The organism is Pseudomonas sp. PDM18 (assembly GCF_014852585.1).
Lineage (GTDB): Bacteria > Pseudomonadota > Gammaproteobacteria > Pseudomonadales > Pseudomonadaceae > Pseudomonas.
Genome location: NZ_JACVBX010000001.1, coordinates 598,491 through 616,895, shown reverse-complemented (window position 1 = coordinate 616,895; position 18,405 = coordinate 598,491). Strand labels below are relative to the sequence as shown.

Annotated in this window: 17 protein-coding genes and 1 riboswitch; of the genes, 12 read left to right on the top strand and 5 right to left on the bottom strand. The window is 63.7% G+C overall.

Annotated features, from left to right (window positions below; translation table 11 throughout):
* Positions 1 to 248: 248 nt before the first annotated feature.
* From IB274_RS03015 to IB274_RS03005, 3 genes are all read left to right on the top strand, one after another.
* A complete protein-coding gene (locus IB274_RS03015) occupies positions 249 to 683 on the top strand; it encodes a hypothetical protein (protein WP_225614623.1) in 435 nt (144 codons plus the stop codon).
* 117 nt (positions 684 to 800) lie between these two features.
* On the top strand, positions 801 to 1,007 hold the full coding sequence (locus tag IB274_RS03010; protein ID WP_192430594.1) for a hypothetical protein: 207 nt from the start codon (positions 801 to 803) through the stop codon (positions 1,005 to 1,007).
* 200 nt (positions 1,008 to 1,207) lie between these two features.
* The gene (locus IB274_RS03005; RefSeq protein WP_192430593.1) at positions 1,208 to 1,459 is read left to right on the top strand and encodes a hypothetical protein; all 252 of its coding nucleotides are present in this window, start codon (positions 1,208 to 1,210) and stop codon (positions 1,457 to 1,459) included.
* Positions 1,460 to 1,565: 106 nt separating this feature from the next.
* Here the strand turns inward: IB274_RS03005 and IB274_RS03000 are convergent, their stop codons facing one another.
* Positions 1,566 to 1,871, bottom strand: coding sequence for a LasR-specific antiactivator QslA (locus IB274_RS03000; RefSeq protein WP_192430592.1), 306 nt, complete (start codon positions 1,869 to 1,871; stop codon positions 1,566 to 1,568).
* Between the two features lie 486 nt (positions 1,872 to 2,357).
* Here IB274_RS03000 and IB274_RS02995 point away from each other — a divergent pair, with 486 nt between their 5' ends.
* The 4 genes from IB274_RS02995 to IB274_RS02980 all read left to right on the top strand — a co-directional run bounded on the left by IB274_RS02995 (position 2,358) and on the right by IB274_RS02980 (position 9,658).
* Positions 2,358 to 4,196, top strand: coding sequence for a type I restriction-modification system subunit M (locus tag IB274_RS02995; protein WP_192430591.1), 1,839 nt, complete (start codon positions 2,358 to 2,360; stop codon positions 4,194 to 4,196).
* A complete protein-coding gene (locus IB274_RS02990) occupies positions 4,193 to 5,560 on the top strand; it encodes a restriction endonuclease subunit S (protein WP_192430590.1) in 1,368 nt (455 codons plus the stop codon). The genes IB274_RS02995 and IB274_RS02990 overlap by 4 nt, the downstream gene beginning before the upstream one ends.
* On the top strand, positions 5,557 to 6,468 hold the full coding sequence (locus IB274_RS02985) for a DUF5655 domain-containing protein (protein ID WP_192430589.1): 912 nt from the start codon (positions 5,557 to 5,559) through the stop codon (positions 6,466 to 6,468). The genes IB274_RS02990 and IB274_RS02985 overlap by 4 nt, the downstream gene beginning before the upstream one ends.
* Before the next feature lie 79 nt (positions 6,469 to 6,547).
* Positions 6,548 to 9,658, top strand: coding sequence for a type I restriction endonuclease subunit R (locus IB274_RS02980; protein WP_192430588.1), 3,111 nt, complete (start codon positions 6,548 to 6,550; stop codon positions 9,656 to 9,658).
* Positions 9,659 to 9,779: 121 nt separating this feature from the next.
* Here the strand turns inward: IB274_RS02980 and IB274_RS02975 are convergent, their stop codons facing one another.
* The 4 genes from IB274_RS02975 to IB274_RS02960 are packed head-to-tail and all read right to left on the bottom strand — an operon-like array spanning position 9,780 to position 13,275.
* Complete coding sequence (locus IB274_RS02975) at positions 9,780 to 10,412, bottom strand: ABC-type transport auxiliary lipoprotein family protein (RefSeq protein ID WP_192430587.1); 633 nt, start codon at positions 10,410 to 10,412, stop codon at positions 9,780 to 9,782.
* Positions 10,409 to 11,347, bottom strand: a complete 939-nt coding sequence (locus IB274_RS02970) for an MlaD family protein (protein WP_192430586.1) — start codon at positions 11,345 to 11,347, stop codon at positions 10,409 to 10,411. The genes IB274_RS02975 and IB274_RS02970 overlap by 4 nt, the downstream gene beginning before the upstream one ends.
* Positions 11,348 to 12,133, bottom strand: a complete 786-nt coding sequence (locus IB274_RS02965) for an ABC transporter ATP-binding protein (RefSeq protein ID WP_192430585.1) — start codon at positions 12,131 to 12,133, stop codon at positions 11,348 to 11,350. It abuts the gene before it with no gap.
* On the bottom strand, positions 12,130 to 13,275 hold the full coding sequence (locus IB274_RS02960) for an ABC transporter permease (RefSeq protein ID WP_192430584.1): 1,146 nt from the start codon (positions 13,273 to 13,275) through the stop codon (positions 12,130 to 12,132). The genes IB274_RS02965 and IB274_RS02960 overlap by 4 nt, the downstream gene beginning before the upstream one ends.
* Positions 13,276 to 13,405: 130 nt before the next feature.
* Positions 13,406 to 13,629, top strand: a riboswitch (cobalamin riboswitch).
* 269 nt (positions 13,630 to 13,898) lie between these two features.
* On the opposite strand from IB274_RS02960, the gene cobO reads away from it, so the two are divergent.
* Genes cobO through cobD form a run of 5 tightly spaced genes read left to right on the top strand, consistent with a single transcriptional unit; the run spans position 13,899 to position 18,405 of the window.
* The gene (gene cobO, locus IB274_RS02955; protein WP_192430583.1) at positions 13,899 to 14,510 is read left to right on the top strand and encodes a cob(I)yrinic acid a,c-diamide adenosyltransferase; all 612 of its coding nucleotides are present in this window, start codon (positions 13,899 to 13,901) and stop codon (positions 14,508 to 14,510) included.
* Positions 14,511 to 14,538: 28 nt separating this feature from the next.
* The gene (locus IB274_RS02950; protein WP_192430582.1) at positions 14,539 to 15,831 is read left to right on the top strand and encodes a cobyrinate a,c-diamide synthase; all 1,293 of its coding nucleotides are present in this window, start codon (positions 14,539 to 14,541) and stop codon (positions 15,829 to 15,831) included.
* The gene (gene bluB, locus IB274_RS02945; protein WP_192430581.1) at positions 15,828 to 16,478 is read left to right on the top strand and encodes a 5,6-dimethylbenzimidazole synthase; all 651 of its coding nucleotides are present in this window, start codon (positions 15,828 to 15,830) and stop codon (positions 16,476 to 16,478) included. Before IB274_RS02950 ends, bluB begins: the two co-directional genes overlap by 4 nt.
* The gene (gene cbiB, locus IB274_RS02940) at positions 16,475 to 17,404 is read left to right on the top strand and encodes an adenosylcobinamide-phosphate synthase CbiB (protein ID WP_192430580.1); all 930 of its coding nucleotides are present in this window, start codon (positions 16,475 to 16,477) and stop codon (positions 17,402 to 17,404) included. Before bluB ends, cbiB begins: the two co-directional genes overlap by 4 nt.
* Positions 17,404 to 18,405, top strand: a complete 1,002-nt coding sequence (gene cobD / locus IB274_RS02935; RefSeq protein ID WP_192430579.1) for a threonine-phosphate decarboxylase CobD — start codon at positions 17,404 to 17,406, stop codon at positions 18,403 to 18,405. The genes cbiB and cobD overlap by 1 nt, the downstream gene beginning before the upstream one ends.

The window sequence follows — 18,405 nt, the reverse complement described above, 5'->3', positions numbered from 1 at the left end:
CTCGGAGTGACGGCGGGATGCGTCACGATAGAGCCCGCGAGGGGTGGCTGCAATGTGGCTGGCGACCGCGTGACGCCGACCTGCACGGGAATGTCGCGCAATGATTCGCCATCTCGCCGTGGGAATCTCCAGAGGCTGTGAATCAATGTGCGGACAGCGGCGTGGCGAACCGCTACGCTCCACGCTCAAGATCCGGGCAACTAACCGGGCAGATAATGAAAACTGGAAAACCAGGGCGGGGAAATCCGATGACTTCAGCAGTACTTTCACGCGCTTCGCTGCAACGCTGGACGCTTCAGCTGCTCGGCGCACTCGCCCTGATGGCGGGACTGAGCAACCCGGCGCTGGCTGCCCGGGAGCTGCCTTCGGGAATGTTGGTGGGGTTCGTCGACAGCGCGGTGTATCCGGTGATCACCCTCAAGCGGCCGAAGCCGAGCTTGCTGCGCCAGGTGATCACCATTGGTTTGTACAAGAAGACCATCAGTTATCCGCTGTCGGTCACCATCCGCATCCGTGATGAGAGCAACCGCTTCATGGTCTACGGCATGCTGCCGAAGATCGCCGGCAAGTTCGTCGGCATCAAGATGGGTTTGGACAGCCGGATCAGCCAGATCTGGGTGATGACCGAGGCCGAAGCGACCGAATACGTGACCCGCCCGGACACGCTGTTCCCGCCGAGCTGATGGCTTTGCCAGCGCGCTGAAGGCTCTGCCTGAGCCGCTCGCGCGGACGGGCAGCCGGAGCGGGGCGAGTTCGGCTATCATGTGCGCCGTTTCATACCTTTCAGAACCGGTCTACCCATGACGTCCTCTCAGCAGCCGCCCCGCGACGACAGCGCCGACAACGCGCAGGAACAACCCACTCTCTCCCTGGCCGAGCTGGCCAAGGCCGCCCTTGCTGCGCAGCAGCAGGCTAATGGCGCCTACCAGCACCGCAAGAAGCACGACAAGGCTGAGTACCGTCCGCCACACCCGCGCGGCTCGCGTCGCTCCATGGGCAAGCGCTGAGACAACCTCTCATCTGAAACTCCGTCAACCAGCGCTTTTGCGGGGAGCGCTGGCTGAACTGCGACGACCGGCTCAGGTCGTATTCGCATCCGCCGGGCCAGGTCGGCTGGCAACTTCCCGTCTCGCGAACACGTCAAGGATCGACAGTAGCGCACCCCTATGCCATGGCTGGAGGGGCGCCTCGCGTCAAAGGAGAATCAATGAAAGTCCTCGTTCCCATTTTCTCGCTGCTGGCGCTCGCCGGCTGCATCACCATGACCGGCAACTACGAGGTCACCGCTCACGATGAGTCAGGCAAGGAGCTGAGCAAGGGCAAGTTCCTCGCCCACGGCAGTGGCATCTACACCGTGCGCAACTCGCTGTGCTCGGTCTACCCGAAGGCCATCGTCACCATCAAGGACGTGGAATCGGAGCAGGAACTGGAGGGCGAGAGTCCTTACCAGTGTCGCTGACACGCCCCGCCATTTGATGACCCGATGCCGCGCGAATAACACCCCTGGCGTTATCCGCCCCACCTTCTGAAAAGTGGCGGCCTGGGCTCCCCAGGCCGCCGTGCGCTTACTGCGGCAGGCGGTCGATCTGCTGTTGAAGATGCGTCAGGAAGCCGATTTCAAAGGCCATGCGATCCAGCATATCGCTCTGCACCGTGCGCCCTCGGGCGAAGCACGTCCAGAGCGATTCTCCACCCGGTGCGAACAGCCATTGCCTTGCGACCACTGTGCCGTAGGCCATGGCCTGGTCGGATTCTTCCGGCCAGTCCGGCGGCAGTTTAAAGGTGACGGGATTGTCGCTACTGGACAGGGTGTCGCGCAGGCCCTGGTGCAGCTCTGATTCGGGGTCGTGGGTGTTGTTGTCTGAAGACATAAGCGGAACTCCAATGCAGGAAAGGAGACTGCCGGCTTCGCTGTCAATCGAAGGGAGGCAGACCACGCGGGGTTGACAGACCGGGCATCGGAACCGGCAGACCCCACGAGGAGGTCTCCCCGCGCGATCTGCCATAACGTCTTCAACCAAAAACTCTGGTCGAAACAGGGCCTGCAAAAAGCATTCGCTGCTTTTCGCATGCACCTATACGGCGCAATCGCGCCGACGCTTCGGGCTGTCAAACCCGATCACGGATATAGCCGTGACGGGCGCAGCATAGGGGCTGCGTGGTGGCGCGGCAAGAACAGGTGCTCGCGCAGAAGCGCTATCGGCCGCGTCTGACATTAATGAAGGGAGGTGGGCGCAGGACGCGGCGATTACCTACGCGCATCGCATCCCTCGGCCATGCGCGGCATAATCCCGGCTTTTTCAGATTCCCCCGGCCGCCTGGCCACCCGGAAGCCGTGCCCCAAGGACTCGCCCCCCATGAACCAACAAGCCCTTTCCGCCTTCATCTGGTCGGTTGCCGACCTGCTACGCGGTGACTACAAACAGTCGGAATACGGCAAGGTCATCCTGCCGTTCACTGTGCTGCGCCGCCTGGACTGCGTGCTGGAGAAGACCAAGGCCGCCGTACTGGCCGAGCAGGCAGAAAAGATGAAGGTGGTGACCAACCCGGAACCCTTCTTGCTGCGCAAGGCCGGGCAAAGCTTCTACAACATCTCCGAGATGGACCTGAAGAAGCTGATGGGCGACCCGGACAATATCAAGGCGAACCTCCTCAGCTATATCCAGGGCTTTTCCCTGGCGGCGCGGGATATCTTCGAGCGTTTCGAGTTCCACACTCAGATCGACCGCCTGCACAAGGCCGGGCTGCTCTACCAGGTGGCCGAACGCTTCGCTCAAATCGATCTGCACCCGGAAAAGGTCGACAACGCGCAGATGGGCCTGGTGTTCGAAGAGCTGATCCGTAAGTTCGCGGAAATCTCCAATGAAACGGCAGGGGAGCACTTCACCCCGCGCGAAGTCATACGGCTGATGGTCAACCTGCTGTTCATCGAAGACAGCGACGTGCTGGAAGCAGGACGCAGTGTGGTGCGTGAACTTTACGACCCTACGGCCGGCACCGGCGGCATGCTGTCCATCGCCGAAGAGTTTCTCGTCGAGCACAACCCCAAGGCGCGCCTGACCCTGCATGGCCAGGAGCTCAATGACGAGTCCTACGCCATCTGCAAGGCTGACATGCTGATCAAGGGGCAGGATGTCGGCAATATCAAAGTCGGCAATACCCTGAGCGACGACGGCCACGCCGGCAAACACTTCGACTACATGCTCTCCAACCCGCCGTTTGGCGTGGAGTGGAAGAAGGTGGAAAAGGTGGTGCGCCAGGAGCATGAGCAGCAAGGCTTCAACGGTCGCTTCGGCCCCGGCCTGCCGCGGGTGTCCGATGGCTCGCTGCTGTTCCTGATGCACCTTATCGCCAAGATGCGCCCGGCCAGCGAAGGCGGCAGCCGCTTCGGCATCGTGCTCAATGGCTCGCCGCTGTTCACCGGCGGTGCCGGCAGCGGCGAAAGCGAAATCCGCCGCTATGTGCTGGAGAACGACCTGGTGGAAGCCATCATCGGCCTGCCCACCGACATGTTCTACAACACCGGCATCAGCACCTACGTGTGGATACTCACCAACCGCAAACCGGCGGCGCGCAAGGGCCTGGTGCAACTGATCGACGCCTCCAGCTTCTGGCAGAAAATGCGCAAGAGCCTCGGTTCCAAGCGCAAGGAAATGCCCGACAGCGCCATCGACGACATCACCCGCCTGTTCGGCGAATGCGCCGAAGCGCGGTTGGCCACCGTGCTGGACGCCGAGGGTAAGGAAGTGGCGCGCCACATCCTGCGCAACGGTGACGCCGAACCCAGCGCGCCAGCCGGCGGCAAGGTAAAAATCGCTCCACTGTCCCTGCTACTGCGCAATGAAAGCTTCGGCTACCGCACCATCACCGTGGAGCGCCCACAGCGCGACGAAAATGGCGAGATCGTGATCGGCCAGAAGGGCAAACAGAAAGGCAAACCGCAACCCGACTCCAGCCTGCGCGATACCGAAAACGTGCCGCTGGGTGAGGATGTGGAGGCGTACTTCAAGCGCGAAGTACTGCCCCACGCGGCGGATGCCTGGATTGACCACGACAAGACCAAGGTCGGTTATGAAATTCCCTTTAACCGCCACTTCTATGTATTCGAACCGCCACGCAGCCTGCATGACATTGATGAAGAGCTGAAAGCGGTAACGGCGAAAATCATGAAGATGCTGGGGGAGTTGGCGGAATGAGTTTGCCGAGGTATTCGGGGTACAAGGATAGTGGGGTGGAGTGGATTGGTTGCATACCAGCACACTGGACATTGCCAAAACTCAAACATTTCACTCGGTTTACCGGTGGAGGCACACCGAATCGAGAAGAGCGGATGTTTTGGGGTGGAGAAATCCCCTGGGTTTCGCCCAAGGACATGAAGTCCGAGCTGATTCATGATTCTGAGGAACGGATAACAGATGCTGGTCTTGCAAACAGTTCGACCACTCTGGTCGCTCCAAATAAGGTTCTTCTGGTCGTTCGATCGGGAATTTTGAAGCACACGATTCCTGTCGCGATCAATGCTGTTCCTGTTTCTTTAAATCAAGATATGAAGGCGTTGGAGTTCAAGTCATCGACTTGTAATTCCGGTTTCTTTCTTCGCTGGGTTCAAGGACTTAATGATAGCCTCCTACTTGCTTGGGCAAAGCAGGGCGCCACAGTTGAAAGTATTGAGCATTCGTACCTATCTGACACAGTTGTTCCTCTACCGCCTTTTGAGGAACAAACCGCCATCGCTGCCTTCCTTGATCGTGAAACTGCCAAGATTGATGTGCTGATTGGCGAGCAGGAAAAGCTTATCGCTCTGCTGGCCGAAAAGCGTCAGGCCACGATTTCCCATGCCGTCACTCGCGGCCTCAATCCCAATGCTCCGATGAAGAGTTCTAACGTGGCATGGTTGGGGGAAATACCGGCGCATTGGACTGTTTGCGCTGTGCGCCGTGTTGTTGAACGTATAGAGCAAGGCTGGAGTCCTGAGTGTTTCAGTAGAGCGGCCGAACAGGGTGAGTGGGGAGTACTGAAGGCTGGCTGCGTCAATGGTGGGATATTCCGTTCGAGTGAAAACAAAGCCTTGCCTGACACACTGGAGCCTGATGCCAACATAGAGGTGCGTGACGGTGACCTGTTGATGTCTCGGGCGAGTGGATCTCCAGCGCTCGTCGGCTCGGTGGCTTACGTGTCGGAGCCACCCTCTCGGTTGATGTTGTCGGACAAGATTTTTCGGCTTCATTTGAGTTGCGACGTGGACTCTCGATTCTTTGCCATTGTCTTTAGTGCTCGCTACATGCGGCTCCAGATAGAGCAAGCTATCAGTGGTGCAGAAGGCTTGGCCAATAACCTTCCGCAGTCCAGTCTCAAAGGGTTCACGATTGCAATTCCTCCGAAGACTGAGCAAGTGGAGCTGGTTGCCATGGTGGAGGCGGAAATGGAAAAGCTGATCTCGCTCGCGGGCGAAGCCGAACGTGCCATTGCCTTGTTGAAGGAACACCGCTCCGCACTAATCACCGCCGCCGTCACCGGCCAAATCGACGTCCGTGGCCTAGTCAAGGATGAAGCCGCATGAGTGATCTCCAGCTCTTCCGCATCAGCAACGGCACCGCCAGTGAACTCCCCAGCCGCGCCGCCGCCGTGGAAAAGCAGCTGCAAGCGCTGATCGAAAACCAGATGGAAACCTTGCTCGGCGTGCGCTTTCTTGCCACCGAGTACACCACCGGCAAGACCCACAAGGGCCGTATCGATTCGCTGGGGCTGGATGAAAACGGCTGCCCGGTGATCGTCGAGTACAAACGCCACAGCAATGAGAATGTGATCAATCAGGGCCTGTTCTACCTGGACTGGCTGCTGGACCACCAGGCGGAGTTCCGCTGGCTGGTGATGGAGAAGCTGGGCAAGGCCGCGGCGGAGCAGATCGAGTGGGGCGGCACGCGGCTGCTGTGCATCGCCGCCGACTTCACCCGTTACGACCAGCACGCGGTACAGCTGATCCAGCGCAATGTGGAGCTGATCCGTTACAAGCTGTTTGGCGAGGACCTGTTGCTGCTGGAGCTGGTGAATGCTGTCAGCGCGCCCACGGCCGTGGCGGAGCCGGTAGTTGTGGCGGAGTTGAGCAAGAGCAGCAAGGACAAAACCTGGCAGGAGCAATTGCAGTCGGCCCAGCCGGAGATCGTGGCGCTGTTCGAGCAGGTCACCAGCTACCTGAACTCGCTGGGTGACGACGTACAGGAAAAGCCGCTGAGGCTTTATGTGGCATTCCGCCGCCTGAAGAACTTCGCCAGCGTGGTGGTGCAGAACAAGCGGCTATTGGTGTTTCTCAAGCTGAATCCGGACTCGATCGCACTGGTAGAAGACTTCAGCCGCGATGTTCGCAGCATCGGCCACTGGGGCACGGGCGATGTGGAACTCAGCCTGCGCACGTCTGCGGACCTGGAGCGGGCGCGGCACCTGATCGAGCGTAGTTACCAGGAAAACTGAAGCGCCCCAGGCAGCTTGCCTGCAGTAGAGTGGGGCGATATGACCGGCGGCGCCGGTATGAATTGGGAGAGAGGCCGCAATGAGCCTGCATAAGGAAGTGTCGTTCGAGAGCGAAATCTGCGAGCACCTGGCAGCCCACGATTGGCTGTACGCCGCAGGCGATGCGCAGCAGTACGACCGCGCCCGTGCATTGTTCCCGGCGGATGTATTGGCCTGGGTGCAAGCCACCCAGCCGCAAGCCTGGGCCGCACTGAGCAAGAATCATGGTGCAGCGGCGGAGGCCACGCTGCTGGACCGTTTGCGCAAGTCGCTGGATGAGCGCGGTACGCTGGATGTGCTGCGCCACGGCATCGAGTTGCTGGGGCTGCGCCAGCCGCTGCCAATGGCGCAGTTCAAGCCGGCGCTGGCGATGAACCCGGATTTGATGGCGAAGTACCAGGCCAATCGCCTGCGGGTGGTGCGCCAGGTGCGCTATTCGCTGGCCTGCGAGAATTCCATCGATCTGGTGCTGTTCCTCAACGGCATTGCGGTGGCGACCTGTGAGCTGAAGACCGATTTCACCCAGTCGGTGCAGGACGCGGAGGACCAGTACAAGTTCGACCGCGAGCCCAAGCCCAAGGGCCGCATAGAACCGCTGCTGAGCTTCCCGTCCGGCGCGCTGGTGCATTTTGCCGTGAGCAATGCCGAAGTGCGCATGACTACCCGCCTGGAAGGCGCGGCTACGCGCTTCCTGCCGTTCAACCTGGGTAACGATGGCGGTGCCGGCAACCCGCCCAACCCGGCCGGGCATGCCACGGACTATCTGTGGAAACAGGTGTGGCAGCGCGATAGTTGGCTGGAGATTCTGGCGCGCTACCTGGTGGGGCAGAAGGACAAGAAGCAGCAGCTCAAGTCGATCATCTTCCCGCGCTTTCACCAGCTCGACGCCACCCGCAAGCTGGTGGCGCAGGTGTTGGCCGAAGGGCCGGGCGGCAAGTTCCTGATCCAGCATTCGGCGGGCTCGGGCAAGACCAATTCGATTGCCTGGACTGCGCATTTCCTCGCGGACTTGCACGATGCGCAGCAGCAGAAGCTGTTCCACTCGGTACTGGTAGTGTCGGACCGCACGGTGCTGGATGCCCAGTTGCAGGAGGCGATCTTCGCCTTCGAGCGCACCACGGGTGTGGTGGCGAGCATTACCGGCGAGTCGGCGAGCAAGAGCGGCGAACTGGCTCAGGCGCTGGCGGGCGGCAAGAAGATCGTGGTGTGCACCATTCAGACCTTCCCCTTTGCGCTGAAAGCAGTGCAGGAGTTGGCCGCCACCGAGGGCAAGCGCTTTGCGGTGATCGCCGATGAGGCGCACTCGTCGCAAACCGGTGACTCGGCCGCCACGCTCAAGCAGTTGCTGTCGGTTGAGGAGATGAAGGAGCTGGTGGACGGCGGCGAGATCGCCGCTGAGGACATGCTTGCTGCGAACATGAGCGCGCGCGCCGGGGCGGGCGGTATCACCTATGTCGCCTTCACGGCGACGCCCAAGGCCAAGACGCTGGAGTTGTTCGGCCGTCGGCCCGATCCGGCGCAGGATGCCTCGGATCTGAACAAGCCGGAGCCGTTCCATGTGTATTCGATGCGCCAGGCCATCGAGGAAGGTTTCATTCTGGATGTGCTGCGCAATTACACCAGCTACAAGTTGGCCTTCAAGCTGGCGCACAACGGCGAAGAGCTGGACAGCGAGGAAGTGGATAACAGCGAGGCGCTCAAAGGCATCATGCGCTGGGTGAGGCTGCACCCTTACAACATTGCGCAGAAGGTGCAGGTGGTGATCGAGCACTACCGGGAGAATGTCCAGCCGTTGCTGGAGGGCCAGGCCAAGGCGATGGTGGTGGTTGGCAGCCGGCAGGAAGCGGTGCGCTGGAAGCTGGCGATCGAGAAGTACGTCAAGCGGCAGAACTATCCCATCGGCACGCTGGTGGCGTTCTCCGGTGAGGTGAACGATGAGGACTCCGGGCCTGAACCGTTCACCGAGACTGGCCAAGTGCTCAATCCTGGCCTGCGTGGACGGGATATTCGCGAGGCGTTTGCCGGGAGCGAGTATCAGGTGCTGCTGGTGGCCAACAAGTTCCAGACTGGCTTCGATCAGCCTTTGCTGTGCGGCATGTATGTGGACAAGAAGCTGGGTGGCATTCAGGCGGTGCAGACACTGTCGCGCCTGAACCGGGCTTACCCGCGCAAGAACACGACGTATGTGCTGGATTTCGTCAACGAGCCCGAGGAGATTCTCAAGGCCTTCCAGACCTACTACAGCACGGCGGAGCTGGAGTCGGTCAGCGATCCGTATCTGGTCTTCGACTTGCGCGGCAAGCTCGATAGCGCCGGGCACTACGATCAGTTCGAGGTGGATCGTATGGCAGCGGTGCTGCTCGACCCAACTGCACGCCAGAGCGATTTGACGGCGGCTCTGACGCCGGTGGCCAATCGCCTGCTGGTGCGCTATCGCGATGCGCAGACGGACTACCGTATAGCCGAAGCGCAGGGTGATGCTGCGGCACTGCAGGCGGCAAAAGACGAGATGGATGCGCTGATTCTGTTCAAGCGCGATATGGGGTCGTTCCAGCGGCTGTACACCTTCCTCTCGCAGATTTTCAATTACGGCAACACGGATATCGAAAAGCGCTATCTGTTCTTCAAGCACTTGCTGCCGCTGATCGAGTTCGGCCGTGAGCGCGAGGGTGTCGATCTCTCGCGCTTGGAGTTGGTGCGCTACAAGCTTAGGGACAAGGGCAATCGGGATTTGCCTTTGGTAGCAGGGGAATATCCCAAGCTGCCGCCAATGGGCGCCACCGGGAGTGGCCAGGTGCAGGAGAAGCAGAAGAAGTACCTGGAAGAGATCATCGAGAAGGTCAACGAGCTGTTCGGCGCCGATACCACCGACGGCGACAAGCTTTCCTGGCTGAACAGCCAGCGGGCCAAATTGCTGGAGTCGGATGTGTTGACGCAGCAGGCGGCGAACAATGCCAAGGAGCAGTTCGCGAACTCGCCGGACCTTTTACCGACACTGATTGACGCCTTGATTGACAGTCAGTCCGCACAAAACAATCTCAGTCTTCAGGCACTCAATTCAGAGCAATTGCAGCGTGAGTTGCTGCATTTGCTACTGGGGCCAGCCAGGCTCTATGAGGCGTTGCGAGAACGAGCGGGTATTTCATCCTGAGTGCAAGAGGCCGGCAGTTGCCGGCCTCTTGCTGTAGCGAATACGTGCACCAGTGACCCAGTATCTGTCGCTGGCGAGCCATTGGTGCGCTGGTTGCTGTTGTCCTGGGGTTAACCCTCGATCAGTTCGCCGTTGTGCTGTTGAGCTTCTGCAACTGCCCCTGCTGCAACGTCCACTCCACTACCTGCGCCGAAAGCTGATCGGCCGCCTTGCCGAAGGCGCTGACCACTTCGGGCACCTGTTTGCCATCTACCGGCTGGCTGACCTCGAAGCTGCGCGAGGCAATGATGCGCTGGCCAAGCGTGCGCACCAGGCGGGCGTCATAGCGGATGTGGATCACCGGCTTGCCGTTCTGGTATTCGCTCTGGAAGGCGCGCAGCTCTCCCGTCAAGTCGAAATCGGCCTGCAGGCTGGTCTCGTCGCTGCTCAGGGCCGGGATACTGCCACTCGCGGTGAAGGCGTCGAGCAGGCGATCACGCAGCAGGCCCGGTGCGCGGTTGCTCCAGCGCGCGCCCTGGTAGCTGCTCAGTTGGTTGCCCTGCGGGACTACGGCAATGCGGTTGCTATCCAGCGCCAGACTGGCGGTGGGCGCGCTGACGCGCAGGGACCAGTTCACCGCCGCGTTGCTGCGCACGGGTTGAAGGGTTGCCGGCAGCAGGTAGAAGTCCGGGCTTTCCGCTTCCGGGAGGATCGAGCAGGCGCCCAGCAGGCCGATCAGGGCAGCAGCGCCGAGCAGGCGGGGAGGGGCGATCATGGCTGGAACTCCTTGTTGCGCTCGCGGCCGAGCAGGTAGCCGGTGGGGTTTTCCTGCAGGCGGCGGGTGACGCCGCGCAGGTCTTCCAGGGTGGAGCGCAGTTCGCGGACCGCCGGACCAATCTCGCCCAGGCCATTGAGGCCGCCATTCACCGAGTCGTAGTTGCTGTTCAGCAACTGCTCCACGCGCTCGCTGCTGGTGCGCAGGGAAGCGAGAGTTTTCTGGGTGTCATCAAGGATGTCTTGACCCTTGCCGCCCAGGGTCTGGTTGGCCCGTTCGAGCAGCTGGCTGGCGTTGGCCAGGGTGATGCGCGCCTGCTCGCTGGCGGCAGCCAGTTCCTTGAAGGTTTGGCGGATGTCGTCGCGCTGTTCGGCGACCACGCCGGTTGCCTGGTCGATGTGGTCCAGGGTGCGGCTGATGCGGTCGACGTTCTCCTGGGAGAACATTCGGTTCACGTTGTTGATCAGGTTGTTGATGTTGGTCGCGATGTCCTCGCCGTTGGCCAGCAACTTTGCGAACGGCGAGGGGATGGTCTTGATCACCGGCACTTCGCCGTCCTTGCTGGCCAGCGGCGGGCTGTCCTGGGCGGCACTGGATAGCTGGATGATGGCCTGGCCGGTGACGCCGGTGAGGGCCAGCTTGGCGCGCGTGTCCTCGCGGATCGGCGTGCTGTCGTAGACGCGGATGCGCGCGCGGACCTTGCGCGGGTCGTTCGGGTCCAGGCGCAGGGATACCACGTCACCCACGCGGATGCCGCTGTACTGCACGGTGCCGCCCTCGGACAGGCCGGTCACCGCCTCGTTGAAGATCACGTCGTAGACCTTGTACTTCTGGTCGTTGCTCGACTGCGCCAGCCACAGGGCGAAGAGCAGCGCGCCGATCGACACGACCAGGGTGAACAGGCCGATCAGCACGTGATGGGCACGGGTTTCCATTCAGCTTTCCTCCCGCAGGTGTTCGGTGGCCTGCAGCGCAGCACGGCCGCGCGGACCGTGGAAGTATTCCTGTACCCAGGCGTCGTCGGTACGGGCGACCTGGTCCAGTGGCCCCACCACCAGCACGCGTTTCTGCGACAGCACGGCGACGCGGTCGCAGATGGTGTAGAGGGTGTCCAGGTCGTGGGTGACCAGAAATACCGTGAGGCCGAAGGCGTCGCGCAGGGTCAGGATGAGTTGGTCGAAAGCCGCCGCTCCGATGGGGTCGAGGCCGGCGGTGGGCTCGTCGAGAAACAGGATGTCCGGGTCCAGCGCCAGGGCGCGGGCCAGGGCGGCACGCTTGACCATGCCGCCGGAGAGCTCGGCCGGGTATTTGCTGCCGGAATCCGGCGGCAGGCCGGCGAGGGAAATCTTTACCTTGGCCATGAACTGCGCATCGGCGCGGGACAGCCCGGCGTGCTCGATCAGCGGCAGGCAGATGTTCTCGCTCACGGTCAGCGAGGAGAACAGCGCGCCGTTCTGGAACAGCACGCCGAAGCGCCTTTCCAGCTTCGAGCGCTCAAGGGGAGGCAGCGCCGGCAGGTTCTGCCCGAACACATGCACGCTGCCTTCGCTGGGTTGGCGCAGGCCGATGATGCTGCGCAGTAGCACCGACTTGCCGGTGCCCGAGCCGCCGACCACGCCGAGGATCTCGCCCTTCATCACGTCGAGGTCCAGGTGCTCGTGCACGGCGTGGGTACCGAAACGGTTGGCGAGGTCGCGGACGACGATGATCGGTTCGCTCACCAGCCCATCTCCATGAAGAACAGCGCGAAGACCGCATCCAGCAGAATCACCACGAAGATCGACTGGACCACGCTTGAGGTCGTGTGCTCGCCCACTGACTGCGCGCTGCCGCTGACGCGGAAGCCCTCCAGGCAGCCGATCACGGCGATGATGAAAGCGAATATCGGGGCTTTGACGATGCCGACCAGGAAGTGCTGCACGGCGATGTCGTTCTGCAGCATGTAGAGGAACATGCGTGGCGAGATATCAAGGGCGAGGGCGCAGACCACGCCGCCGCCGAAGATGCCGGAGATCATCGCCAGGAAGGTCAGCATCGGCAGGGTCAGCAGCAGGGCCAGGACGCGTGGCAACACCAGCAGTTCCACTGGGTCGAGGCCCAAGGCCTGGATGGCGTCGATTTCCTGGTTGGCCTTCATCGAGCCGATCTGCGCGGTGAAGGCGCTGGCGGTGCGGCCGGCAAGCAGGATCGCGGTGAGCAGCACGCCGAATTCGCGCAGGAAGGAGAAGCCCACCAGATCGACGGTGTATATCTGCGCGCCGAATTTCTGCAGCACCGTGGCGCCGAGAAAGGCCACTACCGCACCGACCATGAAGGTCAGCAGGGCGACGATGGGCACGGCGTCCAGCCCGGTTTCCTCCATATGCGCGGCCAGCGAGGTGAGCCGCCAGCGCCGCGGGCGCAACAGGTTACGCAGTAGCGTCTGCAGGGTCAGGCCGATGAAGCCGAGCACGCCGACCAGGTGTTCGCGGAAGGTCAGGGTGGCGATGCCGATGCGCTCCAGCACATCGACCAGGGCGTTGCCCGGCTCCGGCGCTTTTTCATCCAGGCGGCACTGGGTGATGGCGCTGCCGACGGCGCGCAGCAAGGCCTGGCGTTCGGCGGGGAGGTTGCGGGCGATTTGTTCCAGCTGACTCATGCGCGCGCCGCCGATGATCTCGGCGAGCAGCGCGGCGCCGGCGGTGTCCAGCGCGCCGAGGCCGGCAAAATCCAGCTCGGCGGGGGATTCGGCATGGCGTTGGGCGGCTACCTGGGCTTCCAGTGCGGAGAAATGCGCGAGCGTCCAGTCGCCGCTGACGTGCATCAGCGGCGGGCTGGCGGAGGTGTCGAGCTGAAGCTGGCCGGGCTGGGCGGTCATCGTCATGGTTCGCATTCTAGCGGAGTTACACAGTGCCATGATTGGACAGGTGTGTCGCATTGTAGAGCGCCTGCCTGGTGCTGGGACAAGCCCGGCGACATCCTGTTCAATTGACGCCCCAACCCGCCAGCCACTAAGCTGCGCGCCTGCTTCAGGTGCTTTCGGCGCAAGCCGCGAGTGAAACAGGGAAGCCGGTGAAATCGATGCGCAATCGACCATTCCGGCGCTGCCCCCGCAACGGTAAGCGAGCTTCGAACCGCAATCCGCCACTGTGCCATCGGCATGGGAAGGCGCGGTTCATCGACAGCCTCACGGCGTCACTCGCAAGCCCGGAGACCGGCCTGCTGCATCGCATGGCATCGCGGGAGGCGCTGCCGACGTCGGCGCTGCGCGCCGCGCGTTGCCGTCCTCCGCCTGCCCCGACTGGTCAGTGCCGCGCGGGTGAGAGCGGCGGAGAATCCTTCAGGTGCAATCCCTATTCCCCAGGTCGACAGCCTTTGCGCTGGGCGGCCTCTGCCGCATGGCGCTTGTGCGTCGCTGCGGTTCGTCCCTGCCCATTCCATTCCTCGTGCGCTGCCACCCGGGCGGCAGCCTGACGCCTGCGCATTCGCTTTCAGGAGCAACTTTCCATGACTGAATCCCCGGAAAAGGACGAGCGCCATCGCTCGCGCATGCAGCGCAAGAAGGCAGTGATCGACGAGAAGATCGCCCAGGCCCAGGGGGAGCGCGGCGTGTTCCTGGTCAACAGCGGCAACGGCAAGGGCAAGAGCAGCTCGGCTTTCGGCATGGTCGCCCGCGCGCTTGGCCATGGCATGAAGGTAGGCGTAGTGCAGTTCATCAAGGGCGCCGCAACCACGGGCGAAGAGGCGTTCTTCCGCCGCTTCCCCGAGGAAGTCAGCTTTCACGTGATGGGCGAGGGCTTCACCTGGGAAACCCAGGACCGCCAGCGTGACATCGCCAAGGCGCAGCTCGCCTGGGACGTGGCGCGCCAGCTGCTGGCCGACCCCGAAGTCGGCCTGGTGGTACTGGACGAGGTGAACATCGCCCTCAAACACGGCTACCTGGAACTGGACACCGTGCTGTCCGATATCGCCGCGCGTCCGTCGATGCAGCATGTGGTCGCCACTGGCCGTGGCGCGCAGCCGGCGATGCTCGAGGCCGCCGACACCGTGACCGAGATGGGCCTGGTGAAACACGCCTTCAAGGCCGGCATCAAGGCGCAGAAAGGGGTGGAGTTCTGATGCATTTCGTTGTGGCGGAGCGCACTCAATGACCTCGCGCCAATGCCCCGCACTGCTGATCGCCGCTCCCGCTTCTGGCCAGGGCAAGACCACCGTGACCGCCGCCCTGGCGCGCCTGCACACGCGCCTTGGGCGCAAGGTGCGGGTGTTCAAGTGCGGCCCGGATTTCCTCGACCCGATGATCCTCGCCCGCGCCAGTGACGCGCCGGTCTACCAACTGGACTTGTGGATGGTCGGCGAGGAAGAGAGCCGTCGGCTGCTATGGGAAGCGGCCGGCGAGGCCGACCTGATCCTCATCGAAGGCGTGATGGGCCTGTTCGACGGCTCGCCGTCTGCGGCCGACCTGGCGCGGCGCTTCAATGTGCCGGTGATGGCGGTGATCAACGGCCAGTCCATGGCGCAGACCTTCGGCGCCATGGCCGTTGGCATGGCGACCTACCAGAGCGACCTGCCGTTCTCCGGCGTGCTCGCCAACCGTATCGGCAGCCAGCGTCACCGCGACCTGGTGCGCGACAGCCTGCCGGAGTGGATTCGCTGGTATGGCGCGCTGCCGCGCGATACCGAAGTGGAGCTGCCCAGCCGACACCTCGGCCTGGTGCAGGCCGATGAGCTGGCCGATCTCGACGCCCGCCTGGACGCCGCCGCCGATGCCCTGGCGGCCAGCGCCAGTACCGAGCTGCCGCTGCCGGTGAGCTTCGCCGCGTCTGAGTTGCGCCGTGAGTCTTCCCGCCTCGATGGCGTGCGGATCGGCGTGGCACGGGACAACGCCTTTGCCTTCCTCTACCAGGCCAACCTCGACCTGCTGCGTGAACTGGGCGCCGAACTGGTGTTCTTCTCGCCGCTGCGTGATGACGCATTGCCGGACGTGGACAGCCTCTATCTGCCCGGTGGCTACCCCGAACTGCACCTGCAGGCGCTGGCTGGCAACCGCGCCATGGCCCAGGCCATCCACGCGCACCACGAAATGGGCAAGCCGATCCTCGCCGAGTGCGGCGGCATGCTCTATCTGCTCGATGCGCTGACCGACGTGGCCGGCGAGCGCGCCGAATTACTCGGCCTATTGCCGGGCAAGGCGCGCATGCAGAAGCGCCTCGCCGCGCTGGCGTTGCAGGCGGTGACGTTGCCCGAAGGCACTCTGCGCGGGCACACCTTCCACCACTCGCTGCTGGACAGCAGCGAGGAGCCGCTGGCCCGAGGCGTCTGCCCCAACGACAAGCCGGTGGCCGAAGCGGTGTTTCGCCGCGGCCGGCTCACCGCCTCCTACATCCACTTCTACCTGCCGTCCGACCCGGACGCTGCAGCAGCCCTGCTGAGACCATGACCGAGCACGCCTACAGCCTTGAGGAGCGCGCCGCGCTCTATCGCGCCATTGCCGAGCGTCGCGACATGCGTCATTTCAGCGGCGGTGAGGTGGCGCCGGAACTGCTCGCGCGCCTGCTCGAAGCGGCGCACCAGGCGCCCAGCGTCGGGCTGATGCAGCCTTGGCGATTCATCCGCGTCACCTCGCGGGAGCTGCGCCAGTCGATCCATGGGCTGGTGGAGGCGGAGCGCGTGCGCACCGCCGAGGCACTGGGCGAGCGTTCCGACGAGTTCATGCGGCTGAAGGTCGAGGGCGTGCTCGACTGCGCCGAAGTACTGGTGGCCGCGCTGATGGAGGGCCGCGAGGCACATGTATTCGGTCGTCGCACGTTGCCGCACATGGACCTGGCCTCGCTGTCCTGCGCCATCCAGAACCTCTGGCTGGCGTCGCGCGCCGAAGGCCTGGGCATGGGCTGGGTATCGCTGTTCGACCCCGCCGCGCTGGGCGAACTGCTCGGCCTGCCGGCGGGAGCCGAGGCCGTGGCGGTGATCTGCCTCGGCCCGGTCAGCGAGTTCTACCCGGCGCCGATGCTGGCCCTGGAAGGCTGGCGCCAACCGCGCGCGCTCAGCGAGCTGCTGTTCGAGAATCGCTGGGGAGAACAGCCATGAGCCTGGCTCTGCTGAGCGTCCTCGGCGTGGTGCTGGATGCCCTGTTCGGCGAACCGAAACGCTGGCACCCGCTGGTGGCCTTCGGGCGTCTGGCGGATCGGCTGGAGCGGCGTTTCAATCGCTCCCGCGCCGACGCTGGCAAGGACACCCTCGGCCTCGGCTGGCGCAGCCACGGCGTCACTGCCTGGATCATCGCTGTCATCCCGCTGACCCTGATCGCGCTGCTGCTCAGCCTGCTGCCCTATGTCGGCTGGGTCGTGCAGGCGCTCGCTTTGTACGCCGCGCTGGGCCTGCGCAGCCTGGGTGAGCATGCCGAGCCGGTGGCACTGGCCCTGCGCGCCGGTGACCTGAGCGAAGCGCGCTTGCGCGTGGGCTACATGGTCAGCCGCGAAACCGCCCAGCTGGACGACACCGCCGTGGCCCGCGCCGCCACCGAGTCGGTACTGGAAAACGGCAGCGACGCGGTCTACGCCGCGCTGTTCTGGTTCGCCGTGGCCGGCGCGCCGGGCGTGATGCTCTATCGCCTGAGCAACACCCTCGACGCCATGTGGGGCTACCGCAACGCGCGCTTCGAACGCTTCGGCTGGGCCGCGGCGAAAATCGACGATGTGCTCAACTACATCCCGGCACGCCTGGTGGCCTTCACCTACGCGCTGCTTGGCCACACCCGGCTCGCCCTGCGCTGCTGGCGTACACAGGCGCCGCAGTGGGACAGCCCCAACGCCGGCCCGGTGATGGCGGCCGGGGCGGGGGCGTTGGGCGTGTCGCTCGGCGGCTGCGCCCGCTACCACGGCGAACTTCACGAACGCCCGCAGCTGGGCGAAGGCCCGGCGCCGACCGCCACGGACATCTGGCGCGCGCTGACCCTGGTGCGCCAGGGTGTGCTGCTGTGGCTGGTGGTCATTTTCATTCTGGGAGTGCTCTGATGCTCGAACACGGCGGCCGTTTGCGCAAAGCGGCGCAGCAGTACGGAATTCCGCTCTCCGAGTGGCTCGACCTGTCCACTGGCATCTCGCCCTGGCCATGGGCCGTGCCCAGCGTGCCGGCGGCATCATGGATGCGCCTGCCCGAGGACGGCGACGGCCTGGAAGCCGCCGCGCGCCGCTACTACGGCGCCGAAAAGCTGCTGCCGCTGCCCGGCAGCCAGGCGGCGATCCAGTTGTTGCCGCGACTGCGTCGTCCCGGCAAGGTCGGTGTGATCTCGCCCTGTTATGCCGAGCATGCCGAGTCCTGGCGCGCCGCCGGACACATCCTGCGCGAGGTCAGCGACCAGGAAGTCCCCCATCACCTGGAGCGCTTCGACGTGCTGGTGGTGGTCAACCCGAACAACCCCACCGGCCGGCGCATCGAGGCCGGCGTGCTGCTGGAATGGCATGCGCGCCTGCAGGAACGCGGCGGCTGGCTGGTAGTGGACGAAGCCTTCATGGACTGCACGCCCGAGCACAGCCTGGCGCCCAGCTGCGCAAGCCGTCCGGGTTTGATCGTGCTGCGCTCCTTCGGCAAGTTCTTCGGCCTCGCTGGCGCGCGCCTGGGCTTCGCCTTCGCCGAACCGCGCCTGCTGGATAGCCTGGCGAAACTGCTCGGCCCCTGGGCGGTGAGCGGCCCGACGCGGTGGATCGCGCAGGCCGTGCTGGGCGAGTTCCAGGAACAGATCCAGCGCCGCCGCGACCTGCATGAGGCGAGCCGGCATCTGGCCGGGCTGCTCGGCGAACATGGGTTCGCCCCGCAGGGCGGCACGGCGCTGTTCCAGTGGGTGGTCTCCATGCGCGCCCACGCGCTGCGCGATCATCTGGCGCGCCAGGGCATCTTCGTGCGCCTGTTCGAAACGCCCGCCAGCCTGCGCTTCGGTCTGCCGCCGGACGAGAAAGGCTGGGAACGCCTGGAGCATGGCCTGCGCACCTTCAACCAGATGGAGAGCCTGCGGTGA